The 24,988-nt window shown below is 67.7% G+C and carries 27 protein-coding genes; 17 read left to right on the forward strand and 10 right to left on the reverse strand.

Translation table 11 applies throughout. The annotated features are described in order from the left end of the window. The first annotated feature begins 37 nt into the window (after positions 1–37). The 3 genes from AB6V31_RS01945 to AB6V31_RS01955 all read left to right on the forward strand — a co-directional run bounded on the left by AB6V31_RS01945 (position 38) and on the right by AB6V31_RS01955 (position 3,280). Positions 38–433 carry a hypothetical protein gene (locus AB6V31_RS01945; protein WP_369363699.1) on the forward strand — a complete coding sequence of 132 codons (396 nt, stop codon included), beginning with the start codon at positions 38–40 and terminating at the stop codon, positions 431–433. A gap of 94 nt (positions 434–527) precedes the next feature. Next, positions 528–2,363, forward strand: a complete 1,836-nt coding sequence (locus tag AB6V31_RS01950) for a long-chain fatty acid--CoA ligase (protein WP_369364119.1) — start codon at positions 528–530, stop codon at positions 2,361–2,363. After that, the gene (locus AB6V31_RS01955) at positions 2,360–3,280 is read left to right on the forward strand and encodes a DUF1295 domain-containing protein (RefSeq protein ID WP_369363701.1); all 921 of its coding nucleotides are present in this window, start codon (positions 2,360–2,362) and stop codon (positions 3,278–3,280) included. Before AB6V31_RS01950 ends, AB6V31_RS01955 begins: the two co-directional genes overlap by 4 nt. Positions 3,281–3,292: 12 nt before the next feature. Here the strand turns inward: AB6V31_RS01955 and AB6V31_RS01960 are convergent, their stop codons facing one another. After that, positions 3,293–3,955 (reverse strand): ArsR family transcriptional regulator, encoded by a 663-nt coding sequence (locus AB6V31_RS01960; protein ID WP_369363703.1) that lies wholly within the window; start codon positions 3,953–3,955, stop codon positions 3,293–3,295. 138 nt (positions 3,956–4,093) lie between these two features. On the opposite strand from AB6V31_RS01960, the gene AB6V31_RS01965 reads away from it, so the two are divergent. Both AB6V31_RS01965 and AB6V31_RS01970 read left to right on the forward strand, forming a co-directional pair. Further along, positions 4,094–4,357: a DUF6458 family protein gene (locus AB6V31_RS01965; RefSeq protein ID WP_056224881.1), complete on the forward strand. Its 264-nt coding sequence runs from the start codon at positions 4,094–4,096 to the stop codon at positions 4,355–4,357. 53 nt (positions 4,358–4,410) lie between these two features. Beyond that, on the forward strand, positions 4,411–5,427 hold the full coding sequence (locus tag AB6V31_RS01970) for a serine/threonine-protein kinase (protein WP_369363705.1): 1,017 nt from the start codon (positions 4,411–4,413) through the stop codon (positions 5,425–5,427). A gap of 7 nt (positions 5,428–5,434) precedes the next feature. On the opposite strand, the gene AB6V31_RS01975 is transcribed toward AB6V31_RS01970, so the two are convergent. Together AB6V31_RS01975 and AB6V31_RS01980 are read right to left on the reverse strand one after the other, a co-directional pair. Then, complete coding sequence (locus AB6V31_RS01975) at positions 5,435–6,094, reverse strand: HEAT repeat domain-containing protein (RefSeq protein WP_369363706.1); 660 nt, start codon at positions 6,092–6,094, stop codon at positions 5,435–5,437. 56 nt (positions 6,095–6,150) lie between these two features. Then, entirely contained in the window at positions 6,151–6,678 is a 528-nt protein-coding gene (locus AB6V31_RS01980) for a hypothetical protein (RefSeq protein ID WP_369363708.1), read from the reverse strand. 48 nt (positions 6,679–6,726) lie between these two features. Between AB6V31_RS01980 and AB6V31_RS01985 the strand changes: the two genes are divergently transcribed. Further along, on the forward strand, positions 6,727–7,080 hold the full coding sequence (locus AB6V31_RS01985; protein WP_369363709.1) for an SdpI family protein: 354 nt from the start codon (positions 6,727–6,729) through the stop codon (positions 7,078–7,080). 236 nt (positions 7,081–7,316) lie between these two features. Further along, positions 7,317–8,252 carry a nuclear transport factor 2 family protein gene (locus AB6V31_RS01990; protein WP_369363711.1) on the forward strand — a complete coding sequence of 312 codons (936 nt, stop codon included), beginning with the start codon at positions 7,317–7,319 and terminating at the stop codon, positions 8,250–8,252. A 45-nt stretch (positions 8,253–8,297) separates the two neighbouring features. Here the strand turns inward: AB6V31_RS01990 and AB6V31_RS01995 are convergent, their stop codons facing one another. Together AB6V31_RS01995 and pdxH are read right to left on the reverse strand one after the other, a co-directional pair. After that, on the reverse strand, positions 8,298–9,455 hold the full coding sequence (locus AB6V31_RS01995) for a GTPase family protein (RefSeq protein ID WP_369363713.1): 1,158 nt from the start codon (positions 9,453–9,455) through the stop codon (positions 8,298–8,300). A 122-nt stretch (positions 9,456–9,577) separates the two neighbouring features. Continuing rightward, positions 9,578–10,216: a pyridoxamine 5'-phosphate oxidase gene (gene pdxH, locus AB6V31_RS02000; protein ID WP_369363714.1), complete on the reverse strand. Its 639-nt coding sequence runs from the start codon at positions 10,214–10,216 to the stop codon at positions 9,578–9,580. Positions 10,217–10,355: 139 nt separating this feature from the next. On the opposite strand from pdxH, the gene AB6V31_RS02005 reads away from it, so the two are divergent. The 6 genes from AB6V31_RS02005 to AB6V31_RS02030 all read left to right on the forward strand — a co-directional run bounded on the left by AB6V31_RS02005 (position 10,356) and on the right by AB6V31_RS02030 (position 16,102). After that, on the forward strand, positions 10,356–10,997 hold the full coding sequence (locus tag AB6V31_RS02005) for a TetR/AcrR family transcriptional regulator (RefSeq protein ID WP_279365707.1): 642 nt from the start codon (positions 10,356–10,358) through the stop codon (positions 10,995–10,997). Between the two features lie 164 nt (positions 10,998–11,161). Next, positions 11,162–12,028 carry an ABC transporter substrate-binding protein gene (locus AB6V31_RS02010; RefSeq protein ID WP_268102801.1) on the forward strand — a complete coding sequence of 289 codons (867 nt, stop codon included), beginning with the start codon at positions 11,162–11,164 and terminating at the stop codon, positions 12,026–12,028. Positions 12,029–12,030: 2 nt separating this feature from the next. After that, positions 12,031–12,837 (forward strand): amino acid ABC transporter permease, encoded by an 807-nt coding sequence (locus AB6V31_RS02015; RefSeq protein WP_144783779.1) that lies wholly within the window; start codon positions 12,031–12,033, stop codon positions 12,835–12,837. Next, on the forward strand, positions 12,834–13,601 hold the full coding sequence (locus tag AB6V31_RS02020; RefSeq protein ID WP_369363717.1) for an amino acid ABC transporter ATP-binding protein: 768 nt from the start codon (positions 12,834–12,836) through the stop codon (positions 13,599–13,601). The genes AB6V31_RS02015 and AB6V31_RS02020 overlap by 4 nt, the downstream gene beginning before the upstream one ends. A 50-nt stretch (positions 13,602–13,651) precedes the next feature. Continuing rightward, complete coding sequence (locus tag AB6V31_RS02025) at positions 13,652–15,208, forward strand: gamma-glutamyltransferase family protein (protein WP_369363719.1); 1,557 nt, start codon at positions 13,652–13,654, stop codon at positions 15,206–15,208. A 279-nt stretch (positions 15,209–15,487) separates the two neighbouring features. Next, positions 15,488–16,102 (forward strand): hypothetical protein, encoded by a 615-nt coding sequence (locus tag AB6V31_RS02030; protein WP_369363721.1) that lies wholly within the window; start codon positions 15,488–15,490, stop codon positions 16,100–16,102. A 39-nt stretch (positions 16,103–16,141) separates the two neighbouring features. Here AB6V31_RS02030 and AB6V31_RS02035 read toward each other — a convergent pair whose 3' ends face one another. Both AB6V31_RS02035 and AB6V31_RS02040 read right to left on the reverse strand, forming a co-directional pair. Continuing rightward, complete coding sequence (locus AB6V31_RS02035; RefSeq protein WP_369363723.1) at positions 16,142–16,363, reverse strand: helix-turn-helix transcriptional regulator; 222 nt, start codon at positions 16,361–16,363, stop codon at positions 16,142–16,144. 1 nt (position 16,364) lies between these two features. Then, complete coding sequence (locus tag AB6V31_RS02040; protein WP_268102807.1) at positions 16,365–16,751, reverse strand: hypothetical protein; 387 nt, start codon at positions 16,749–16,751, stop codon at positions 16,365–16,367. 299 nt (positions 16,752–17,050) lie between these two features. Between AB6V31_RS02040 and AB6V31_RS02045 the strand changes: the two genes are divergently transcribed. After that, complete coding sequence (locus tag AB6V31_RS02045) at positions 17,051–18,127, forward strand: alkene reductase (protein WP_369363725.1); 1,077 nt, start codon at positions 17,051–17,053, stop codon at positions 18,125–18,127. Between the two features lie 503 nt (positions 18,128–18,630). After that, positions 18,631–19,119: a hypothetical protein gene (locus AB6V31_RS02050; RefSeq protein ID WP_369363727.1), complete on the forward strand. Its 489-nt coding sequence runs from the start codon at positions 18,631–18,633 to the stop codon at positions 19,117–19,119. 45 nt (positions 19,120–19,164) lie between these two features. Here AB6V31_RS02050 and AB6V31_RS02055 read toward each other — a convergent pair whose 3' ends face one another. From AB6V31_RS02055 to AB6V31_RS02065, 3 genes are read right to left on the reverse strand one after another with little or no spacing between them, the layout of a single operon-like run. Continuing rightward, positions 19,165–19,470: a hypothetical protein gene (locus AB6V31_RS02055; protein ID WP_369363729.1), complete on the reverse strand. Its 306-nt coding sequence runs from the start codon at positions 19,468–19,470 to the stop codon at positions 19,165–19,167. A 33-nt stretch (positions 19,471–19,503) separates the two neighbouring features. Further along, on the reverse strand, positions 19,504–20,073 hold the full coding sequence (locus tag AB6V31_RS02060) for a dihydrofolate reductase family protein (RefSeq protein ID WP_369363731.1): 570 nt from the start codon (positions 20,071–20,073) through the stop codon (positions 19,504–19,506). A 27-nt stretch (positions 20,074–20,100) separates the two neighbouring features. After that, complete coding sequence (locus tag AB6V31_RS02065) at positions 20,101–20,397, reverse strand: DUF726 domain-containing protein (RefSeq protein ID WP_369364121.1); 297 nt, start codon at positions 20,395–20,397, stop codon at positions 20,101–20,103. Positions 20,398–20,828: 431 nt separating this feature from the next. Between AB6V31_RS02065 and AB6V31_RS02070 the strand changes: the two genes are divergently transcribed. Next, positions 20,829–23,309 carry a helicase C-terminal domain-containing protein gene (locus AB6V31_RS02070; protein ID WP_369363733.1) on the forward strand — a complete coding sequence of 827 codons (2,481 nt, stop codon included), beginning with the start codon at positions 20,829–20,831 and terminating at the stop codon, positions 23,307–23,309. A 58-nt stretch (positions 23,310–23,367) separates the two neighbouring features. Then, on the forward strand, positions 23,368–24,852 hold the full coding sequence (locus AB6V31_RS02075; RefSeq protein ID WP_369363735.1) for a hypothetical protein: 1,485 nt from the start codon (positions 23,368–23,370) through the stop codon (positions 24,850–24,852). Positions 24,853–24,988 lie beyond the last annotated feature (136 nt).

The raw sequence follows: 24,988 nt of genomic DNA on the forward strand, positions 1-24,988 counted from the left end.
TCCCGGCCGCGAGCCGGGACGAGCGAGAGGGATGCCGATGAGCACGGGCTATCGGGGCGATCTGCCGCCTACGACGCGGGTCCGCCGAGCGCGGATCCTGGCCATCGCCGCGGCCGTGGTCTTCACGGCGTTCGGGATCCTCTTCCTGTCGTTCTCGGGGGACACCCCCCTCTTCCTCCTGGGCGGGAGCGCCACGATCGTTCAGGCGGCAATCATGATCCTCGCCGTCTGCCGCGCGTCCGCCGCGATCCGGACCCTCTCGATCGGCGTGGCCGTCCTCGCCGTCGCGGGCGGGGCGGCCATCGCCTTCACGTCGTCGGCGACCGACGGCGGCTCGGCGGTGGCATCCCTCTTCGGATTGGCCGCCATCCTGGCGGGCGAGGCCTTCCTCGTCCACATGCTCTCGCGCGCCGTCGAGGTGCACCGCACCTGACCCCGCTCGCGCGGCGGCAATCCGATCGGCGTCTTCCTCCGAAAAATGCGTGACGGTCCCCCACCCGAGGACCGTGCACTCGCCCGGAGGAATGATGTTCGAGACGCACACGCCCGCTTTGGCGAGCCTGGACGCGTTCACCAACGTGACCGATCTGCTCGTCCGCCGCGCGGAGGAGGCGCCCGATCACATCGCCTTCGAGGTGCCGGGCAACGGAGGGTGGAAGCCCGTCACCACCGTCGCGTTCCTCGACGCGGTCCGCGCCCTCGCGAAGGGAATGGTGGGTGCGGGGCTCCAGCCCGGCGACACCGTGGCCATCATGGCGCCGACGCGCTACGAGTGGGCCGTCGCCGACCTCGCCGCCTGGTTCGCCGGGGGTGTGGTCGTTCCCGTGTACGACTCGTCGTCGGCCTCGCAGGTCGAGGCGATCGTGCGCGACGCCCGTGTGCGCCTCGCCGTCGCCGGAACGCGCGCCCACGCCGACCTGCTCGCCGACGCCCTCGCGCAGGCCGGGGGCGAGACGCTCGGCACCTGGGCGATGGCGGGCGTCGACGGCGTCCCCTCGCTCGACGAGCTCAGCGCTCGGGGCGCGGACATCTCGGATGCCGAGCTCGAGGGCCGACGCACCCTCGCCGGCCACGACGACCCGGCGACGATCGTCTACACCTCGGGCACCACGGGTGAGCCCAAGGGGGCCGTGCTCACGCACGCGAACTTCCTCGGCCAGGTGCTGAACATCGCCGCCGCCTACCGCGAGGTCGTCAACCCGCAGGGCAACACGATCATCTTCCTGCCGCTCGCGCACGTGCTCGCCCGCGGCCTGCAGCTCATCTGCATCGCGAGCGGCATGCGCATCGCGCACCTCTCCGAGCCGGCGCAGGTCGTCCCCGCTCTCGCCGTGCTGCGTCCCACCTTCCTGGTGGCGGTTCCGCGGGTGCTGCAGAAGATCCGGTCCGCCGCCGCCGACAAGGCCGCCGACAAGAACCTCGACCGGGTCTGGGCCCGCGCGGTCTCGACCGCGATCCGCGGGGGTCGCTTCGCCGAATTCCAGGATGCCGGCTACCCGCGCCGCGTTCCGTTCGGCTTCCGCGTGCGAAAGGCCGTCTTCGACGCCCTGTTCTACTCGCGCCTGCGCGCGGTGATGGGTGGTCGCGTGGGGTACATCCTGTCGGGCGGGGCGACGCTCGACCGCGATCTGTCGTTGTTCTTCCGGGGGATCGGTGTTCCGGTCATCGAGGGCTACGGCCTGACCGAGACAACCGCGCCGCTCACCGGCAATCTCCCGGGGCGCATCGCCTCGGGCACCGTGGGGCTCCCGCTCCCCGGCTCGACCGTGCGCATCAGCCCGCAGGGCGAGGTGCTCGCGCGGGGTGTGGGCGTGTTCTCGGGGTACCGCGATCCGCGGCACGACGCCGAGGCGTTCGTGAACGGGTTCTTCCGCACGGGTGACCTCGGGCGCATCGACGACGCGGGGCGCCTCATCCTCGAGGGGCGTCTGAAAGACGTCATCGTCACCTCGAACGGCAAGACGGTGGTGCCCGCCCGCTGGGAGGGCGCGATCGAAGCGAGCCCGCTCGTGCAGCACGCCGTCATGGTCGGGGAGGGCAAGCCCTACCTCTCGGCCCTGTTGATCCTCGATCCCGAACAGTCGGCCGCGTGGCTGGCCGCGAACGGTTCAGCGCTCGAGCCCGGCACTCCCGGGGCCCTCCGCGCGGTCGACGATCCGCGCCTGACCGCGCACCTGCAGACCGCCGTCGACGCGGCGAACGCCCTCGTGTCGCGCAGCGAGCAGGTGCGTCGCTTCACCCTCGTGCTCGCCGACCTCGACGACCGCGAGCTCGTCACCCCCACTCTCAAGATCAAGCGCCGCGAGGTCCTGCACCGCGCCGCCGAGACGATCGACACCCTGTACCGAGGAGCCGCATCATGACCGCACCCGTTCCCTCCACCTCGGAACGGTCGCCCGCGACCCGGAACCGGACGGCGCTCGTCGCGGTCGTGGTGGCCCTCGTCGTCGGCGCGGGGCTCGCTGTCGCCGGAAGCTTCCGCGGAGCGCAGGTCGGTGGCATCCCGGTCTTCGCGATCGCCGTGACGGCCGCTTTCGTGATCCAGTTCCTCGTCTTCATCCCCTCAGCCGTGCGTCGCACCGAGCGTTTCTTCGACCTGACCGGCAGCCTCACCTTCATCGCCGTCTCGATCGCCCTCGCCCTGCTCGCCCCCGCGCAGGACACCCGCGGGTGGATCCTCGCCGCGATGGTCGTCGTGTGGGCGGCGCGTCTCGGCTCGTTCCTCTTCGCTCGCGTGCACCGCGCGGGCACCGACGGACGCTTCGACGAGATCAAGACGAACCCGCTGCGCTTCTTCCAGGTGTGGTGCATCCAGGGGCTCTGGGTGGCCCTCACCGCCTCGGCAGCCTGGATCGCCATGAGCGCGGATGCCGCCGACCGGGCGCCCCTCGACGGATTCGCGGTCGCGGGAATCGTCGTGTGGCTCGCCGGGATGGTGTTCGAGGTCGTCGCCGACCTGCAGAAGCAGGCGTTCCGCGCCAACCCCGCGAACAAGGGCGAGTTCATCCGCACGGGCCTGTGGTCGCGGTCGCGCCACCCCAACTACTTCGGCGAGATCCTCGTGTGGGTCGGCGTCTTCGTCGTCGCCGTCCCCGTGCTGCAGGGCTGGCAGTGGGTCGCCGTGCTGTCGCCGCTGTTCGTGGTGCTGTTGCTGACCCGGGTCAGCGGCATCCCTCTGCTCGAGAAGCGCGCCGACGAGCGCTGGGGCGACCGGGCCGACTACCGCGCCTACCGCGATCGCACCCCGGTGCTGATCCCGGCGCTGACCGCGCGGTCCTGACGGGCGCGGCGCTCAGGCGGCCACGAGCTGCGCGGCCACCGTCGCGATGCGCGAGCGCAGCTCGGAGACGGTCGTGTCGAACGCCTCGACGCTGCCGGTTTTGGCGGGGTCGCGGATGGACCAGTGCACGTCGTCGCGACCGCGCATCTGCTCGTGCGCCTGGTCGCAGACGCTGATCAGGAAATCGCCGGGACGCGCCACCTGGTCGAGTGATCGGGGCACGGCATCCGGGTCGAGGGGAATGCGATGTCGGGTGGCCGCATCGATCGCTCCGGGATTCACGCGATCGGCGGGATGCATTCCGGCGGAGGCGGCGGGAATGTCGCTGTGGTCCGCCCAGATCGCCTGGGCGAGCTGTGACCGCGCGGAATTGGCCGTGCAGACGAAGACGACGCGCCCCGCGACCGGGGTGGGCACGGCCCCGAGCGCCGAGAACGCCTCGGGAATCAATTGCAGGTACGTGCGGCGCCCGTCGGATTCGGATCGCACCCTCCGCACGATTCCCCGCTCGTGCAGCACATTGGTGTGGAAGGCCACGAGGTTCGATTTCATCCCGAGGGCGGCGGCGATCTCGCTCGACGACATGTCACCGACCGCCAGAAGGTCGACGATTCGCAGACGACCGCGGTCTCCGAGCGCCGCGAAAGCGTCGACTCTGCGCTGAAGGTCGTCCATTATGCACCCCGGGAATGCGCCGCGCCATCGGTCGCAGCAAAAGCGTTTCGCTCAGTAACGTTTGAGCGATCGCGACCGGTGAAGGTCCAAATCACCGGTTGCGATCCCTAGACAAGCACAGCAACGAGGGAGTTTCCCATGGGTATCGGCAGCGGCATCGCACTTTTCGTGATCGGCGCGATCCTGGCCTTCGCGGTCAATCTCGACCTCGGTGGCGTGGCGAATCTCCAGACCATCGGGTACATCCTGATGGCCGCGGGCGTCGTGATCTTCTTGATCAGCCTGGTCTTCATGTTCCGTCGTCGTTCGGTCGAGTCCACGACCCGCTCGACCGTCGACCCGGCCAGCGGCCAGAGCGTCACCACCCGTCGCACCAGCGACAACGGCGACCCCCTCGTGTGACGACCCTGTCCGAGCTCCACCCGCACGGCGACCGGCCTCTCCACGAAGATCCGATGAGCACCCCCGACGCGACGCTCCCGTCGCTCGGGGGTGCCTTCGCGGGGCGCTACCGGCTGATCGAGCCCCTCGGCTCCGACCGCGAGGGCACCGTCTACCGTGCGCGCGACGACGTGCTCGCGCGCGATGTGGCGGTGAAGGTCTTTCCGCTCGACCCCGACGAGGTCGCTCATCCCCGGCGGCGACTCGCGGCCGCGCGCATCCTCACCGCCCTCGATCACCCGTCGCTCGTGACGCTGTACGACGCGCACCTCACGCGCGAGGGGCATGGCTACCTGGTCATGGAGCTCATCCCGGGTCCGACCCTGCGCCAGCATCTCGACGACCACGGCGCGCTGGCTCCCGACGTCGCCGCGGGACTGCTCCAAGACGTGGCCGAGGGCCTCGCCGCGATCCACGAGGTCGGCATCGTCCACCAGCACCTCGAATCGTCGAACGTGCTGTTGCGCCCCGAGCGCGCCGCGCCCCGCCCCTTCACCGCCGTCCTCGCGGACTTCGGCGTGACGCAGGTGCTCGGCGCCCGGCCCGCCACCGCGCAGACGCATCCGGATGCCGAATACCTCCCGCCCGAGCGACTGCACGGAGAGCCCGCGACCCCGGCATCCGACATCTACGCCCTGGGGTTGTTGGCGCAGGAGATGCTCACGGCCGAGGGCCCGTTGAGCGGCGGTGCGATGCAGGAGCTCGTGCTCGGCCCCCTGGACTACGACCCCGAAGTGCCGCAGGGCTTCGGCTACGGCTGGGAGGTGCTGCTCACGGCCATGACCGACCCGAACCCCGCGGGGCGTCCGACCGCCGGCGAGGTGGCCGATCTCGCGCGCGAGCTGCGGAGCGGGCCCGTGCCGGAGGATTCACCGGCTGTCGCCGCCGTCTCGGCGGATTCCACCGCCGTGGCCGCCGTCACCGCCGATGCCGAGCCGGTCACCGCGCTCCGCGCCGTGAACCAGGCCCGGGAGACGTCGGCGCGACGCCGTCGGCCCCCGCTGTGGGCCTGGGTCACGCACTACCACTGAGCCGCGTTCAGTCCTCCGCGGGCAGCGCGCGCTGGGCGACCAGGCGCCGTGCCTCGACCGCGGCGGCGGCGAAGTCGGCATCCGGGTCGTCCATGATGATCGCGGTGGCCCGCGCGTGCGCGCTGACGACGTCGTACGGCGAGGCCGCCGCGCGTTCGACGGTGGGCTCGGCGCGCCAGCCGATCGCGGCGAACGCCCGGCTGAGGCTCCGCTGCGTGTCGTGGTCGCCCCGGCCGAACTGCGTCGACAGCTCGTCGGCGAGGCGTTCGCGCTGATCGTCGGGAACGAGTCCGGATGCCGTCCGCCAGGCCGCCCGGGCCACCTCGGGGTGTCTGTCGCGCAGCACCGCGGGCGTGATCGCCGTGTAGGCGACCGGGTCGCCGATCTTCGACAGGGTGTGCAGGGCCTGGCTCCGCGCCTGGGGGATCTCGGACCCCACCGCGGGGAGCAGGGCGGGCACGGTGCGCGCGGGGTCGTGGCGCGTGAGCGCCCACGTGAGCATGTCGCGCACGAAGAAGTCGGATTCGACCGCGCAGCGCGCCACGAGAACGTCGACGTAGCGATCATCGGGTCGCGTTCCCGCGGCGAGCGCGGCCTGCAGCCGGGCCGAGGCGTCGGAGTGCTCGAGGGCCGCGCGCAGCCGGTCGGCGGGTGTGGGGTCGGTCATGGTCGATCCCTCCTTCGAATCCAGCGTTTCACGGCCCGGGGCGGGGTGGGCCGTGCTCAGTCGACGCGCGTGAACCGCCAGCTCTTGCCGTTCTCGCCGCACTCGGGCATGCGCGGGCTGTTCCAGTCGGGGTCGCGCAGCACCGAGCCGCCCTTGCCCGCGCGCAGGATGAGCGACGAATCGTCGAACTGCACCCGGATCCCCCACTCGCCGACGACCTCCCAGGTGGCGGGCCCGGTGTAGGCGCCCGTCCCCGCGGGCGCGAAGCAGAGGTGCCGGCGGCCGTTGCGGTTCTGCCGGGCCTCGTCGCGGTCCTGACGCGTCACGTCTCCGCGCGGGGCGTCGACGACCTCCGCCGTACCGTCTCGCTGCAGCCGGATGCGCATCTCGCTCCCGGGCGCGGCTCCGTCCAAGGCCCCGCGCCATTCGACGGGAGCGACGGAATCGCGCACCGCGTGATCTTTGGCGCTGGTGAGACTCGCCCCCGCGACGACCGCGATCACGAGCACCACGATCGCCAACAGCAGGCCCCGGCGTTCCCGGAACACACGTGGAAGCCGCGGGGCGCGATCTGACGAGGACATCACGTGGAGCGTACGACGGCGAGCGTATGTCAGGCGTATCCTCTCGCCATGAGCACAGGGGCGATCATCCTCGCCGTCGTCGGTCTCGCTTTCATCCCCATCCTCGCCCTGTGCGGGCGCGGGGTCATTCCGAGGGGCTGGGGAGTCGGCATCCGGCTTCCCGCCATCCAGCAGAGCGACGCGGCGTGGCGGGCCGGGCACCGCGCCGCAGTGCTCCCCTATGCCGTGTTCGCTCTCGTGGCGGTCGGTGTCGCGGTCCTGCCGCTGGCGGTTCCGGCCCTGTCGGACGCCGATCCCGCCCTGACCGCGCTGGTCATCATCGCCGGACTCGTCGCGGGCGGCATCGTCGGCAGTCGCGCGGCCGACCGGGTGGCGTCGGACCCCGATCTGCGCGACGCCTGAGCGGCCGGCGGGCTTATGAATCCGCCCAGCGTCGACCGCCGTCGCCACGAATCCGACCTCGAGGTCAGTACCTAACGATCAGGTGCGTACGTGTGCGCGCGACGGGATCTTGCGATCCTGCCGGTACTCCACGAGCCGCCGATCGCGTGCTCGTGTCTCGACCGGTCACCGTCGCCGAGAGGACCACGAGTCGACGGAACGGTGACTCGAAGATCCGCACTGCGTAGGAGAACACCATGCCCCCCTTCACCCCCCGAATCACCCGCGCGGCCGCCCTGGTCGCCGGGGCGGCCATCGTCGCCGGACTCGTCGTCGCCGCACCCGCCAACGCCGCACCCACGACCGGATCGCCCGCGTCCACGGCCTCCTCCGACGACCGGCAGAACGTCGGCGCCGAGGAGTTCAACGCCTGCCTCATCCGCACGCTCTTCGCCACGACGTTCGCCGATCCCGACAGCCCGTTCGTGCAGGCGATCGCGGGTCAGCTCGTGGCTCCGGATGCCATCGCCCACGGCAGCGGAACGGCATCGGGCCCGCAGGGGCTCCTCGCCCAGTTCGCGGCCGACCGGGAACGCCTCCCCGGCGCTCAGGCCGTGATCAAACACCTCGCGTCCGACGGAGACCTGGTCGCGGTGCACTGGCAGATCGCCCCCGACCCGAGCGATGAGCGCCGCGGTGACGCGGCCGTCGATCTGTTCCGCCTGCAGGACGGCAAGATCGTCGAACACTGGTCGCTCGACCAGGCGATACCGACCGGCACCCCGGCCAGCGGGAACACGAACACGATGTTCAGCGACCTCTACCGCCCGTCGCAGCCCACCCCGCCCCCGACCGAGCAGCAGGAGGAGAAGAACCGCGTCTTCGCCGTCTCGGCCTACAACACGCTGTTCCGCGACAAGGACGTGTCGATCCTCGACCGGGCGTTCGACCCCGCGTACCTGCAGCACAACTCCATCGCCCCGAACGGGACGGCCGCGCTGAAGCAGCTCTTCGGGAGCGGCGTCGCCTTCCCGGCGCAGCAGTCGGTCATCTCGCTGTCGGACGGCGACATCGTCTGGACGTTCTCGCAGGCCGTGGGCGCCAAGCCCGACGACCCGCTGCTGGCGGCCGACCTGTTCCGCGTCGACGGCGGTCTGATCCGCGAGCACTGGGACGTAGTTCCGACGAGCTGAGAAACCCTCGGGTGGTGGGCCCGTCGGGGGCCTGCCGCCCGAGGGTCAGCGCTTCGTGACGCGCCGCTCCACGAGCTTGCGTGCGACGTCCATGAAGCTGGGCGCGTACTTCGCCCACTCCTGATCGAGCTTGCGCACGTCGATCTTGCCGGTGTGCAGCAGCTCGCAGATCTTCAGCCAGCTCTCGCCGGTCGCCGCGGTCAGCGCCCCCGCCACCGCGGCGTTCACGACGATCCCGGCACCGGGGATGAGCTTGAGGAAGCTCGTCGCGAGCGCCCGCCCCGCCACCTGCACACCGAACTGCGCGAGCGCCCCGGCCGAGAGCATCGTCTTGACCTCGAGGTCGTAGATCGCGGCGATGCGGCCCATCATCGTCAGCTGGATCGGCGCCAGCGTGACAGCATCCGAGACAGGAAGCGGAACGGTCGCAGCCCCCGCTGCGGCCGCGGCCGCCGCGGCGATGATCGGCCGCGCCATCTCCCTCTTCCACGGGAGGTTGAGCCGCTGTGCGATGCGAAACGCGTCCTTGTCGCGCTCGGGGGCGAGCTCGAGGGTCTGCGTGACAAGGTCACCGAGGCCGTGCCCCTTGCCCTTCCCGTTCTTGTCGCGGGTCGAGGTGAGGACGACCTGCCGGTAGGGGATGCGCAGTCGTTCACCGGTGTTCGGGTCGACGGGGTCGTTGAGCCACTCGACGAACGCCTCCAGATCCTTCGCGATGCCCTGGTGCCCGGTGAGGGGGTTCTTGATCCAGTCGACCTTCGTCAACACCAGGATCACCGGCAGCCCCCGCGCGTCGAGCTCGCGGATCATCGCGATGTCGGCCGGGGTCAGCCGATCGTCGGCGGCCCGCACGCAGTACCAGACGACCGAGATCTGGTGGTCGCCGGGGTGGGCGGCGATCGCGTCGAGGTGGGTGCGCAGCTGCTGATCCGGCGGAACGGGCGAGCCGATCTCGAACCCCTCGACGTCCCAGATACCGAGCGAGTCGTCGCTGTAGAAGTGCACGCCGCGCGTGACCGGCAAGCCGCGCCCGACCTTCGCCCAGTCGCGCCCGAACACCGCGTTGACGAGCGACGACTTGCCCACGCCCGAAGCGCCGACGATCGCGAGGTTGAACCGGCCGTACCGCGACTTGGCCTCGGACGTCGCCTGGACGAACGCCTTGTCGTCGAGCTGACGCGCGTCGGTGTTCTTCTTCGCCATGATCTGGCCCTACCCCCGATGATTCGCGTCGCGACCCGCGTGTGCGGGATGGATCGAATCTACGGGGCGAGGCGGCGCGAGGGACTTTCGGGAGCGCCCCTTGCGCGACGACCCGGTACAGGTCACGGTTGCCGCCGCTGCCCCACCCACCCGTCGTCATCCCGCGTGAACACGACCCGATCGTGCAGCCGCGACCGCCGGCCCTGCCAGAACTCGATCTCGCGCGGCTCGACCCGGTACCCGCCCCAGTGCGGAGGCCGCGGCACGACCTCATCGTCGGCGAACCGGGCGGTGACCTCCGCCATCTGCTCTTCGAGAGCGGCTCGGGATGCCACGGGCTCCGACTGATGGCTCGCCCACGCCGACAGTTGGGAGCCGCGCGGCCGCGAGGCGAAGTACGCGTCGTCGCGCTCCGGCGGCAGCGGCGTGGCCGTACCGAGCACGATGACCTGTCGCTGCAGCGCGTACCAGGGGAACAGGATCGACACCGCCGGGTTCCCGGCGAGCGCGCGGCCCTTCCGCGACTGCCGGTTGGTGAAGAACCACAGGGCGCCGTCGTCGTCGATCCCGCGCAGCAGGACCGTCCGCGACGTGGGCCGGCCCTCGGCATCCACCGTCGACACGACCATCGCGTTCGGCTCGGGCTGGTCCGCGGCATCCGTCAGCCACTGCTGCAGCAACTCGAAAGGCGAGGCCGAGAGGGCGTCATCCAGCTCGGCGAGCGTGTAGTCGAGCCGGTGGGCGAGGGGGTTCTCGGTCATCGCGGGTCCTCCGGTGAGTGGCTGGGACCCCAGCGTATGGCTGCGCGGCGGAGACCGGATCGCCGACAACAGGGACATATCGGCCCCCGGTGACCCTCCGCGTCCGAGGCCCCGGCCTAGCGGCCGATAGAATCGCCGCATGGAAGAGGGGGGAACGCGGCAGCAGATTCTCGTGCACGCGGCCCGCCTGTTCGGCCGTCACGGGTATCACGGCACCACCACGCGAGAGATCGCCGATGCCGTCGGCATCCGACAGCCGTCGTTGTTCTACCACTTCTCTGCGAAGCACGTCATTCTCGCCGAGCTGGTCGACGCCGACCTCGCGCAGACGTTCGGTCGGTTGCAAGAGGCCCGCGATCTCGACGCGTCGTGGGCGGAGCGCTTCCACTACTTCTTGACGATCAGTTCGCACGACTATCTGACGCTGCCGTACGACGCGCGCGGGTATTACAGCGATGCGATCTTCACCGAGCCGGAGTTCGAGACCCAGCGTGGCGAGATCTCGCGCTTTCACGACGAGGTGCGCGCCCTCGTCGAGCACGGCATGACGGCGGGCGAGTTCATGGCGATGGATGCCGAGTTCGTGCAGCGCGCGATCACCGGCCTGCAATTCGAGGGCATGCGCGAGCGCGAGACGAATGCGTCGGCGCCGGTCGCCCACCGCCCCCTTCAGGTGTCGGATTTCATTCTCCGCGCGGTGCTCGTCGATCCTTTCCGTCTCGACGACGTGCGTTCTGCGACCCAATCGCGCCTCGAGGGCGCGGTCTCTTTCTCGCAGTAGTCCCAGCCCCTTCCCCCTGACTTTTCTCGGGGGTGACACCGTCGCGAAATGCGGGCGCAACACGCGCCCTCTATCAATTGATAGACGCATTACCTATCACTTGATAGCCTGCTCCGCACGTCACTCCCGAGGTGGCGGAGCATCGAGCATCGACGGAGATTTCCATGCACACCACCACTCGCATCGCCGCTGTCGCCGCGGTCGCCGGTATCGCCGCCCTCGGCCTGGCCGCGTGCTCCTCGAGCCCGGCGCCGGCAGCAGACACGGCATCCGCCATCACGACCGTCGCTCCCACCGCCCTGCGGTCGGCCGACACGTTGTCGATCTGCACCACCAACCTGGGGTCGCCCCCGAACATCAGCACCGACGAGTCCGGCAACCTCGTCGGCAGCGAGATCGACCTGGCCAAAGCGGTCGCGGGTCGCCTCGGCCTCACGCCCGATTTCGTCACGGTCGACTTCTCGGCGCTCATCCCGAGCCTGCAGGCCACGCAGTGCGACGTCATCATGGCCTCGCTCTACATCAAGCCCGAGCGCAAAGAGGTCGTCGACTTCGTGCCGTACCTCACCTCCGCCACCGGCGTCGCGGTGAAGCAGGGAGCGGATGCCGGCATTACCGGCCTCGACGACTCGCTCTGCGGCAAGAAGGTCATGGTGACCGTCGGAACCACCGCTCAGGATCTCGCAGAGAAGCAGTCGACGACCTGCACCTCCGAGGGCAAGAAGCCCCTCGACATCAGCACGAACAACCAGGCCACGGTGGGCTTCCAGCAGCTGGTCAGCGGGCAGCTCGACGCGTACCTCGATGCGGCCGAGCTGATCGGGTACTACCAGAAGCAGGGCACCGCGGGCATCGAGATGGTGGGCGACCCGACCGACGCGATCGACATCGGCGCGGCCACCCTCAAGGACAACACCGCGCTGCACGACGCGATCCAGAAGGCCTTCGACGACCTCGTCTCGACGGGCGACTACGAGAACATCCTCAGCACCTGGGGACAAGAGGCCCTCGCGTACAACGGAAGCAACTGACGATGAACTTCGACTGGGGCTTCTTCTGGAAGAACCTGCTCACCCCGGGCGCGCCATTCCTGCAGGGTCTCGCGCTGACGGTGCTCATCTCGGTGCTCGCGATGGCCGGCGCGCTCGTCGTCGGTCTCGTGATCGCGATGATGCGGCGCTCGACGTTCGCGCCGTTGCGCGTGATCGCCAGCCTCTACATCTGGTTGATCCGCGGAACACCGCTGCTCGTGCAGCTCGTGATCATCTACACGGGCTTCGCGGCGGCGAACGTGTTCCGCTTCCAGGACGTCGATCTCGGCGGCATCCTGGTCAAAGCCGCCATCCAGGCCGCGATCGTCGGGCTGATCATGAACGAGAGCGCGTACATCTCCGAGATCATCCGCGCGGGCCTCGATTCGGTGCCGATCGGTCAGACCGAGGCGGCGCAGGCCCTCGGCATGTCGGGCATGTCGGCGATGCGGTGGATCATCCTGCCCCAGTCGCTGCGGCTGATGGTTCCCCCGCTCGGTAACTCGTTCAACGGGCTCATGAAGAGCACGTCGATCCTGAGCGTCATCGGCGTCTCGGAGATGTTCCTGGTCACCCAGAGCATCAGCGCGGCGAGTTTCCGCACCTTCGAGATCTTCGCGGTCGTCGCGATCTACTACCTCGCCCTCACCACGATCTGGACGGTGATCCAGAGCGCGATCGAGAAGAAACTCAACGCCCGCGTCGGCATCGTGACCACGGCGTCGCCGTGGCAGCGGCTGTTCGGGGGCCGTCGGTCGGCGCCCCTCACCCCCGTCACCGCCCTCTCCGATCCGGGAGTCCTGAAATGACCGCACCCATCGTCAGCGCGAAGAACGTCACCCGCGAGCTCGGCGGGCGCCAGGTGCTCGACAACGTGTCGTTGGACGTGCAGCCGGGCGAGGTCGTCGTGCTCGTCGGTCCCTCGGGTGCCGGCAAGACGACGTTCCTCCGCACGATGAACGGCCTCGAGAGCATCGACGGCGGCGACCTGACGGTCGCGGGCCAGCCGATGGGCTACCGGATCGCGCCGAACGGTCGTCGCATGCCCGCGACGAAGTCGGCCCTGCGGCAGCAGCGGCAGGAGATCGGGTTCGTCTTTCAGCACTTCAACCTCTTTCCGCACATGACCGCGCTCGAGAACATTTGGCACGCGCCCGTGCGCGTCCGCGGTGTCGACAAGCGCGAGGCCGTCGCCCAGGCGCAGGCCCTGCTCGAGCGCGTCGGGCTGGGCGACAAGAGCGACGCGCGGCCGAGCAAGCTCTCGGGCGGTCAGCAGCAGCGCGTCGCGATCGCACGGGCTCTGGCGATGAAGCCGCGGCTGATGCTGTTCGACGAGCCGACCAGCGCCCTCGATCCCGAGATGATCGGCGAGGTGCTCGACGTCATGCGCGAGCTCGCTGCCGACCACATGACCATGGTCGTGGTCACGCACGAGATGGGCTTCGCCCGCGAGGTGGCCGATCGCGTCGTGGTGATGGATGCCGGAGCGATCATCGAGGTCGCCCCGCCCAGCCAGCTGTTCGCCGCGCCCGAGCATCCACGCACGCAGGCGTTCCTCTCGAAGATCCTGTGACGCCCTCCCCCGCACCCGCATCTCCCCGCACGACCGATCGAGGAACACCCATGTCTCGCACGCCCCTGACCGGCGCCATCGCCACCCCGCACGTCGACGCCACCCGCTCCGCGGAGCAGGCATTCGCCCGCGGCGGCAACGCGATCGATGCCGCCCTCGCGGCCGCTGCCACCCTCAGCGTGGTCTACCCGCACAACGTCAGCATCGGCGGCGACCTGATCGCTCTCGTGCGCGACCCCTCGGGGCGCACGCGCTGTGTGAACGCGTCGGGCCCCGCGGCATCCGCTGTCGATCGTGCGGCGATGCGCGAAGCGCACGGCGAGGTGCTGCCGTATCGGGGCATCGACACGGTGACGGTGCCGGGGGCGGTCCGCGGGTGGGAGGTGCTGCGGCGCATGGGCGGTCAGCGCGAGTGGGGAGAGATCTTCACGGATGCCGTGGCTGCAGCCCGCGACGGAGTGCCGGTGTCGCGCTCGCTCGCCGCCGCCTTCCGCGAAGAAGAGGCCGCGATCGGGTTCGACGCGGGCTTCCGCGACACGTTCCTCGCGCAGGGCCCGCCCGTTCAGGGCGATGCCCTCGTGCAGCCCGTGCTGGCCCGCACTCTCGAGGCGATCCGCGACGGGGGCGCCGCGGCCCTGTACGACGGCGAGCTCACCGCCGGGTTCGTCGACGGCCTCGCGCGCCTCGGCTCGCGCATCGGTGCGGCCGACCTCCTGCTCTTCCACCCCGAGGTCGTCGAGCCGCTGACCACCTCGTTCGGCACGTATCGCGTGCTGACGAGCCCGCCCAACACGCACGGTTTCGTGCTGCTGCGGGTGCTCGGCGAGCTGGAGCGGCAGGGCATCACCGACCCCCTGGGGACGGACTTCGGCCGCATGATGGAGCGCTTCTTCGCCGCGAACCTCGTGCGCGACGAGCTGCTCGCCGACCCGCGGGTCACCTCGGGAGACGTCACCGAACTGCTCAGCGGCGACGCGACCGCACACGGCGACGAGCCCGTGCTGCCCGGCTTCCGCCGCCCCCGCGGCGACACGGTCGGCATCGCGGTGTCGGACTCGTCGGGGTGGTCGGTGTCGCTCATCCAGAGCGTTTACCACGCGTTCGGAGCCGCCGTCGTGGAGCCCAGCACCGGCATTCTGCTGCACAACCGCGGCACCGGATTCTCGCTCGACCCCTCGTCGCCGAACGCCCTCGCACCCGGCAAACGCCCGCTCCACACCCTCATGCCGGTCATGGTCGACGACGCGAAGGGCCTGCGGTTCGTCTCGGCGACGATGGGCGGCCAGGGTCAGCCGCAGATCCACGCGCAGACCTTGCTCCGGGCGATGGCGGGAGCCACCGCTCAAGAGGCGGTGTCGGCTCCGCGCGCCATCGTGGGCCCGCAGCGCGACGGCGACAGCCCCTCCGACGTCTACGTCGAGAGCGACCTGCCCACCCTCGCCCGCGATGCGCTCGAGGCGACGCGGCTGCACATCATCGAGACTCCGGATGCCGACGAGCTCGTCGGCCACGCCAACCTCGTCATCGTGGCCGCCGACGGTGGCCTGGACGCCGGCAGCGACCCCCGCTCGGATGGCGCGGCGAGCGTGCGGGGGTATGGGGGCTGAGGCGACGCCCCGATCTGCCGCTGTTGACGAGCGAGACCACAGCCGAGCGCCGGTCGGGGACAGATAGCGACAGCGACGGCAGCGAGAAACAAGTCTGAAATCGCGCGACAACCACCGTCACCGCGCCTGCAGTGGCGCAATCAGACGCGATGCGCGCAAGAGCCGGATCGCGAACTTCGCTTACGCGTCGCGGCCCCCTCGCATACGGTGAAGAAACGCGTACCTGCCCCCGGGCCGTTCGCAACACCCATCTATTGAGACCGAAGTGAAAGATCATTCATGAAGAAGAAATCGTTGCTATCCGTTTCGGGTGGCGCAATGCTCACCGTACTCGTCGCCTCTTCCCTGTCAGCGGCGCCTGCAACCGCCGCGTCCCCCTCGGAGATCGATTTATCGCCGGCGATATCGACAATCTCCGGCGGGACCGTGCTTGAGTCCGTCGGAGCCACGCAAGCGGAATGGGAAGCGGAGATCGAATCCCTCGTTGCTAGCGATCTGCCCCGGTCCGTCACCGAACAGGACGGCGTCACCCGCTACTCGTTCGAGCTCACGCCTCAGGGCGAGGGCGTACCCACGGGGTACGTGATGGATTACACGGTGGAGGTGCGTGACGATGGAGCCATCGTGCCGATGCTGGCTGGCGGCTCCAACCAGCACGGCCCTTATCTGGACCTGAACCAGTTCGATCAAGATCTGGTCATCAGTGGTGGCGCTGCCGCTATCGGGCTGGCCGCGTGCGCGATCCCGGCCGTGGGATGGGTCAGCTGCGCCGCGATCACCGCTGCATTGACGATTGCCGCGGTCGCTCTTGCACACAACGGAAAATGCAAGGGCGAGTTCCGCATCTATCTGAATCGCGCTCGGGACGAACCGCAGTACGCCTGCGTGACCTAAGCGCCATTTCGTCGGAAGCCGTCCGGGCCGAGCATCGTGTCAGACGACACGATGCTCGGCTCCGTCGTTGAGACGGAATACGTCGTGGACGGAGGCGCCGAGCGCTTCGCTGATGCGCAGGGCGAGAACTAGAGAGGGATCGTGTTGACCCGCCTCGAGCGACACGATGGTCTGGCGAGAGACGATGCAGAGGGCGGCGAGGGCCTCCTGGGTGAGCCCACGCTCTCGGCGAGTAGCTCGCACGGTGTTGACGGTCTTCACCTCACGCTCTCCTCGGCCGAGTCGCGGCGATGCGGATCCAGTAGTCCCCGAGGGCGATGATCAGGAGACCCGCGAGCCAGACCCAGCTCGCGATGCCTGCCAGCAGGACCGCGGCGAGGAGAAGAATCGGTGCCGCGACCAGCACATCGCGAAAAGCCGATGCCCGTGCTTTACGATCCAAATCGGCTTCGATCCCCTCCTCGGCGAAAGATTGAGTCGCGGCTTCTCGCTTCTTCCGGACGGCCACGATGGCTAGCCCCGCCACAGGGATGACAGCGAAAGCGGCGTACCGCAACCATTCTGCGCCAGTGGCCTCCCCCACACCGATAAGAACGGCGATCAGGGCAATACCGATGGCGAGAACCACCACGGGTGCGAAGCGTTTCATAGGGCATCCCCTCAAATGTCAGACGTACTTGTCATTCCACGATGTCGCATCGATTCGACATTTGCAAGAAGCTGCCTCCGCGAAGCAACGCGACCGTCGCGCGACACCCGCCGAGGGACACACAGACCTCGGCCCCGTGAGCCGCGAACGGGAGGCGATGCTCCCAGGCTCCAACCCGGGCGAGCGATCAGACACGCACCCGCGCGCACGTCGACACGCCGCCACTCTGCGTGCACGGAATACCGGTTGCGCGCGGCGGGTTGGAAGGCACGGCCCTGTTCCCCCACGAAAGGACACCCATGAGCCTGTTCGCCCCCACCACCGTCGGAGAGATCGGCGTCCGCAACCGCGTCTCGCTCGCCCCGATGACCCGCCTGCGCGCCGGCGCCGACGGAGTCCCCGGACCGATCGTCGCGAAGTACTACGCGCAGCGCGCCGGCATCGGCCTGCTGGTCACCGAGGGTGTCTTCCCGAGCGACGAGTCGCGCGCGTACCCGGGTCAGCCCGGCATCGTGACCGACGCTCAGGCCGCGGGCTGGGCCAAGGTCGCCGACGCGGTGCACGCCGAGGGCGGCACCGTCTTCATGCAGCTCATGAACGGCGGACGCGTCACGCACCCCGAGATCACGGGCACCGACCGTATCGTCGCCCCCTCGGCGATCGCGATCGAGGGTGACACGCGCCTCGCCGACGGCACGAAGGTCGCCTACGCGGTGCCGCACGCACTCGAGACCGCTGAGCTCGCCACGGTTCGCGACGAGTTCGTCGCCGCTGCCCGCAAGGCCGTGGATGCCGGCTTCGACGGCGTCGAGCTGCACGGTGCCAACGGCTACCTGCTGCACGAGTTCCTCTCGCCCGCGTCGAACCAGCGCACCGACGAGTACGGCGGATCCCCCGAGGCCCGCGCCCGCTTCGTCATCGAGGTCGCGCAGGCCGTCGTGGCCGAGGTCGGCGCGACGCGCGTCGGCATCCGCATCTCGCCCGCGCACAACATCCAGGACGTCTGGGAGACCGACGACGCCGAGACCCGCGCCACCTACGAGGCGCTCGTGTCGGGCCTCGCTCCCCTGGGCCTGGCGTACCTGAGCGTGCTGCACGCCGACCCCGCCGGCGACCTGATCCAGGACCTCCGCCGCACCTTCGGCGGCACTTTCATCATCAACTCGGGCTTCTCGAGCGTCACCACGCGCGACGAGGCCGTCTCGGTGGTCGAGAAGGACCTCGCCGACCTGGTCGCCGTCGGCCGCCCCGCCATCGCCAACCCTGACCTCGTCACCCGCTGGGAAAAGGGCGCCGACGAGAACGAGGTCGACCAGGCCTCCGTCTACGGCGGCGACGAGCGCGGCTACACGGACTACCCGTTCCTGCAGGGCTGATCAGTCCCGCTTCAAGGGCCCCGCGCGACTCGTTCGCGCGGAGCCTTTTCGCTCTACACCGGTCGGTAGCGCTGCACGCTGGCGCCCGACCGGAACTCTCGCCGCTCCACGAGCTCGAGCTGGATTTGGTCCCGGATGCCATCCAGCAGCCGCGGCTCGCGCCCTGCGACAACCGGATGCACGACGAACGTGGTTCCTATTTGGGAGCCGCGCACCGTTGAATCGGCGTCGAAGTCTAGCTTTGCGATTTCTTTGCGGATCCTTTGGCTTAGATTTGGCCAGCCTTGAGCTTGGACATAGAAGGTGAGGCCATGAGCACGCGCCGCATCGGCACACCACACACGTAAGAGCGCCATTCATCCAGGGCGCTGAGGGGAGCTGTATCCATGTCCGACCCACGCCCGAATCTTGGTGGCTTCATCCGCTTCGCCAATGCTGTCGGCCCGCGTCGCGCCACTGTGTTGTCCGCGTTGCGTCAGGAAAGCAAATCCGATTACTCCCCCATGACGGATCACTGGAAGCAGATGCGGGAGGCAGTGAAACGTGACCGTAGAACGACCCGGGACGGTGCCGAAGTTCGAAAGTCGGCTGAGCTCGTCACGGACCGCAAAAAGCCGTCCTACCAGCGCGTAGCCCACCACTGGGACGAGGTCATCGGCCGATGGGCGGACTCGCGGTACGAACCGCCCCTCTCAGGGGACGCGGACGTGTTCGGGTTGTCGGTTCACGTCGTCCCGGCGTTTTTCGAGCAGTACCGGGATGGGAGCCACGACGTTGTGCTGACCTATTTCAACGCCGAGCCCCTCGCAGAGTCGACCGTGAATGACGTCCTTCGCGTGGTCTCGTTCGCCATTCAGGGCCGCTCCTTCATTCCCACACTCGTTGATCTCGGCCGCGGGAAGGTCTACAGAGAAATCAGCGAGACTCTCGACGACGTGGACGACCGGCTAGCGCGGTTATCCGGACTCTTCCAGAGGAGTTGGGCAGCGTAGCCGCGTCGATCAGCCGATCCACAATCCGTCCCCCCGCGCTTTTCGTCAGCGTCCCCAGGGCCGCTCCCGCAGCGCCGAAAAATCCCCCCGTATGAACTCGTCGGCAATATCGAGGCGTTCCTTATCGCTTAGCCCCCGCAGTCGCCCGACTTCTCTGCCACCGACCTCGACGTTCTCGAAGAGCAGCCAATCCGGATAAAACTCGAGATTCCATGCGTCCGAGTCGGACACCGAGATACTGCGGTGCTCGTCATCCCCGTCGTAGACGGCGATTGTCGCCAGCAATTCAGCGAGGCGGTCGAGCGTAGTGTCGTGGTGTTCCTCTGCGCCGTATCGGTCCGTGAAACTCACCCATCGCATCCGAACCCCCTCCTCTGTCGAACCTCAATCTTGCTCCGCCGGCCGATACCGCTGCACGGTCGCGCCCGATGACAGCTCTCGGCGCTCGACGAGTTTCAGGCTCAGCTGATCCCGCACGCCCTCAAGCAGCCGCGGCCCTCGCCCCGCAATCACCGGATGCACCACGAAGGTGAACTCGTCGATGAGCCCCTCCGCCGCTAGCGCAGCAGGAAGCTTCACCCCGCCGAGCGCGATCCCTCTCCCCGGTTCCTCCTTGAGCCGCCGAACAGCCTCGACCACATCCCCCCGGACAAGCTCGGCGTTCCAGTCGACGGCCTCGAGAGTCCCGGATGCCACGACCTTCCGCATCGGATCCATCACTTCCGAGAACGCGACCTCACTGGCATCCATCCAGTCCGGCCACTCCCCCAATTCCGGTCGGCGCCACGCGCCTTCCATCAGCTCGTGCGTGACGCGGCCGTAGAGGAGGGTGTCGGAGCGGCGCAGCTCGTCGGTCCAGAACGCCATGGACTCAGCGTCCGGCGGCAGGCCAGCCTCGTGGTGGACGCAGCCGTCGAGGGTGACGTTGATGGCGTAGCGGAGGGGCTGGGTCATGACATGAACCTTCTAATCCACTATTAGTTAGCGATCTACCGGGCGAGGACAACCTTCGGCGTCGGACATGTCGACATTTCGAAGCTTCTCGGATGACGGTGTGTAGCCTGTCAAACCAGCCGCGGATTGGCCGGCCTGCGCAACTCTGTAGACGTAGTTCAGCACATTGTCCGATGCCGAGTGATACCCGTAGACGGCGTCATCCACGGCCGTCGTCGGAGCCTCCCAATTGCTCTTAGCGCCAATAGCTGCGCCCATAAGGTGAGCCGCCTCATTTCTCGGGCTACCCGGCTTGGTGGTAGGCATCTGCGCCGCGACAACCATCACGCGCGCCCGAGGCTGTGGCCGATGAGAACGTAGGACTCGGCCTCGTTACGTGCGAGCAGATTACCGAGAATCACGCCGGTCTCATCAGCACAACCTTTCGCGATGTGATGCTCCCCCGCCGAGGAGCGCCAAGCCGCGCTGGCTCTAATCCCTCCCCACGCCTGACCGAAGTGCGCCCAGTAGATGCCGCGTCGTCAGTCACCCACAACTGTCGCGGCGTCGTGCTCGTCGACTCTCGAAAGGGACAACAAGCCCATTGGCTCGAAAGCGTAGACATCGCGGTCGAGCGACCGGCGAGCACAAGCGGCGGCGCTGTGGATGGCTGCTGGGGCGCCAGGCGCCTGACAAACCAGCACGGGTCACTGCCCCCGCGAGCGTGCGACTTGTGACATTCTGATGCGGCTGCCGCATAGTGAGTTGGGGGAATCATGGACTTTGATCGGTTGAGCAGGGACCTTGAAACGGGGTCACCTGTCGAACCGCGCGAACTTTACGAACAGCTACCTTCAAAAGCCGCCGGTTACGGCTATTTGCGCGACGTGCAGGCGCAGATCCTCACTAAGTGGCACGAAGAGAAGCGCGCTGCGCGCGACATTGTGATCAAGGTGAACACGGGTGGCGGGAAGACGATTGACGGGCTCGTCATTCTTCAGAGTTACCTGAATGATGGAGCCGGTCCGGCGCTGTACGTCGCCCCAAGCAACTACCTAGTCACGCAGGTAGTCGCCGAGGCCGGGAAGCTGGGGATTGCGGTGACCACCGACCCTGACTCGCTCGCGTACCGAGCTGCCGAGAAGATCGGGGTCGTTACGGCAGCGAGGGTCTTCAACGGGCGCTCTATCTTCTCGGACGCCCGACCCCCCGGGACTCGAGTACCCATAGGCGCCGTCGTAGTCGATGACGCACACGCTGCGGTCGACACCATTCGTCAGCAGCTGTCGCTAGCGATCCCCCGCTCGAGCAATACCTTCGACGACCTCCTCCAGCTGTTTAAGACGGACATCGCCTCGCAAGCACCCGAGGTTCTCCTGGACATACAGGACAACCGAGGAAGCGGCATCGCCCGAGTTCCGTTCTGGTCGATTCGCTCGTCGATCGACGACATGCGCGCCGCGCTCCGAAGCTACGTGCCTGCCAACGAGAAAGACTTCTCGCACGAAGCCACTCGGGATGTGCTCCACCTTTGCCGCGTGGTTTTCACCCGGTCCGCCGTCACCATCACGCCGCCCGTGCCCCCGATCGGAAGGATTTCGAGCTTCACTTCGGCTGCACACCGTGTGTTCCTCACCGCGACCCTCGCCGACGACAGCGTGCTCGTCTCCCATTTCGGTGCTGACCCCGCCCTCGTTTCACAGCCCGTGCAACCCATCTCAGCCGGTGACATCGGCGAACGCATGATTCTCGCACCGCAGGAGATCAACTCGACCATCACTGCCGACGCGATTCGCGCTGAGGTGGTGAAGCTGAGCGCCTCGGTCAATGTGCTCGTTATCGTGCCCAGCGACCGCGCAATGGAACAATGGCCGACCGCGACACGCGCGAACGCGGACAACCTCCAGACGGTCGTCGGACAGATGCGCGACGACCCAAAATTCGGACTGGTGGTTGTAGCGAACAAGTACGACGGTATCGACCTCCCACAGGACGCATGTCGTGTTCTCGTTCTAGATGGGCTGCCAGAGGCCTACAGCGGGGACGAGCGCCTTGAGTCCCTGATGAACTCCTCCTTCGCGAGAGTCGACGACCGGCAGATTCAACGAATCGAACAGGGGATGGGACGCGGAGTCAGGAGCAACGAGGATCACTGCGTGGTCTTCCTAATCGGACGCCGCCTTGCGCAATTGACCGTCGATCCACGCAGCCTCGAGCGGTTCAGCCCAGCCACACGCGCACAACTGAAAGCGTCACGGGCCATCGCCCGCCAAATGGAGAACACACCGCTCTCCCGCGTAATGGAGACCGTTCAGCAGGCACTCGACCGTGACCCGGGTTGGGTTCGGTACGCCAAGTCAGGGCTCCGAGGCATCGCGCCCGAGCCAGCGCGCATTAGCACCCCCGCAGTGGCCGAGCGTCGCGCGTTTGACCGCGTCTTACTCGGTGACACGTCGGGAGGCGTGAAGCTCCTCCGTGAGGCCGCTGCCTCCTGTGACGATCCCAAACGGAAGGGCCAGCTCCTCGAACAAGCCGGCGCCTACGTCGACCCCGTCGATCCGGTTCAAGCGCAGCAGCTTCTGGCGCTGGCCAGGGAAGACAACATCTATGTTCTGCGCCCGCTCAGCGGCATTGTCTTCACGCCGCTCAATTACGCCGGTTCGCAGGCCGACATCGTCGCCGCTCGACTCACAGGTATGTACGGAACGCCAGCAAGTATGCGGGTTGCTGTCGAGAACATGCTCGACGCCCTGGTCTTCGATCCGCTTCGAACCGATGAGTTCGAGGAGGCAATGTACGAGCTTGGACTGTTCTTGGGGTTCAATTCGCAGCGGCCCGAGCGTCAACTTAATCCTGGTCTACCCGACAACTTGTGGGCGCTTGAGCCTGGACGGTTTTGGGTTATCGAAGCCAAGACGGGAGCTACGAGCGAGTTCATCGCGAAGAGGGACGTCGGTCAGCTCTCACAGGGTCAGACATGGTTCGGGAATCACTACTCCCCCACCGACGTTGCCACCCCGGTTATGGTGCACCATTCGCGCAAGCTCTTCAAAGATGCCAGCGCCATCCCCGGCATGCGGATAATTGACGAGCGGGTACTCGGCGAACTCGTTGCATCGGTCCGCGCATACAGCGAGGGTCTCGTCCCAACAGGATGGTCCGATATCGCTGTTGTCGACCGCCTCCTGGAAGGGCATGGGCTGCGCCCAACCCAGCTCGAGGCCCGGCTGCGAACCAGCACAGGCGGGGCGATCTAACATCGCAACTTCTAAACCGCCACGAGCAATCGACGCATTCCACCCAGTCCTTCTCGAGATGCCCCGCTGGTTCATGGGCGGTAGCCCCAAAGGGCTTGAAACCCTCTGCGGATGGCAGCTTGCCCTGCAGAATGAAGCCGACTGGATCTGGGAGGTTCAGACCGTCGAAACGGTGTCGGGGACGATCCCGTCGCTCGTGAACTGCCGCCGGTTGACGGGCGCAAGCGCTGAGCAGTCCGAGTCACTTTACGACGCGCTCCTAGACCTACAGCCACGTGACCATCTGCAGCCCACCACGGTGTGGGACTTGGCTTTGTTTCGAGACGCTCGGTTGGTCACTGAGGAGGGCCGAACATTCGCACTGTCGCTCCGAAACGTGCGTGAACTCATCATGTCGGCGCCTACCGCCGAAACGCTTCGGGTGCTGATGCCGCAACTGGTCACAGAACGTCTACGACCCGCTCTGCCTCGATCTTCGGTGTGGTTCATCGACACCCCGAATGACTGGCTGCCGTCGCGTTTTGCAGTCGCGCGCGCGCTACTGCGCGGCCTCGAGCGTCCAGACGCGCAAAGCCCGATGGGCTCACACTTCCGAAGCTCGCAGTACCTGTTTAACGACACCACACTGGGTCTGGGGGCGTTTCTCACTCCGCTTTTTACGAGCTTGACCCCGGAGGTTTGGGGGTACACGGCCCTCCGGGTCGGCGGCGTCGTCGCCTTCGATTTCGGAGAATTGATACACGGCGACGCGCACTCGAAAGATCGCCTGCTGCGGCACTTTTCTTCCCGCGACCGCGAAGGGGATCCATCACCATCCAAAGGCGAGGCGCCGCGCAGACGTGCTTACAGCGCGGCTATCAAGTGGTGGTGCGAGCGTCTGAACCTGCTATTTGCAGAGGCGACCAACCTCGCGAACTACGCGAACCGAGAGGGCATCCTCTCTCCAGCAATGCTCGCCGAGAAGCTGCTCAGCCTCGAACAGTTCTTCCGGCATTGCGAATCGCTTGCTACGTCTCGAGATGACCCCCACTCATCTCGAGTCATGCTCTTCATGGCACTCGAGACCCTCGCAGGAATTGCCCCTGGCTTGGGCCACGCCGTGACATATGACCTCAGCAAAGTGGAGGTCATGATGGCGAAGGTGAAGGAAGTCATGCCAGGTGGCGTTCAGGCGCTGCTCTTACCGCGAGCTGAACGCGCCGTCGAGGCTCTGCGAGCGGTCGCTGACGGATTCTTTGTTAAGAGCCGGCGCCCGGATCCCGAGCACGTGATCCTGCGCGCCGACAATGGCGAGCTGCGCCCGGTCCCGACAGCCGCAGCCGTCAAACTGTGGCTGCGCGTGCTGCGCAACAGCCACCACGGATTTGACAAGGAACAGGGGACCCAGACCAGGGACCTTCTCGCCATTCATGATGGGCGGTTTCCCGAGCCATTGTCCGATCTTGCTTGGCTGTTCCTGCTCTACCTGCTTACCTTCCCGCGGATTCTTCGACGCGCGCGTTCAAGCGCCATCCCATCTGAAACGAGTGCGACCGCGGGATAGAGACAAACAGGGCCCTGCTCTCGCCACTATTGAGAGCCTCGCGGCCGTATTGGGACGATCGGCGCTGACCGAGAGTCGCCAATAGCCCGTTCGAGCCGAGTCTGCAACCGCTCCGCCCTGTTTTGCTCGGTACGCA

The organism is Microbacterium sp. 16-032, assembly GCF_041079455.1.
GTDB classification, from domain to species: domain Bacteria; phylum Actinomycetota; class Actinomycetes; order Actinomycetales; family Microbacteriaceae; genus Microbacterium; species Microbacterium testaceum_A.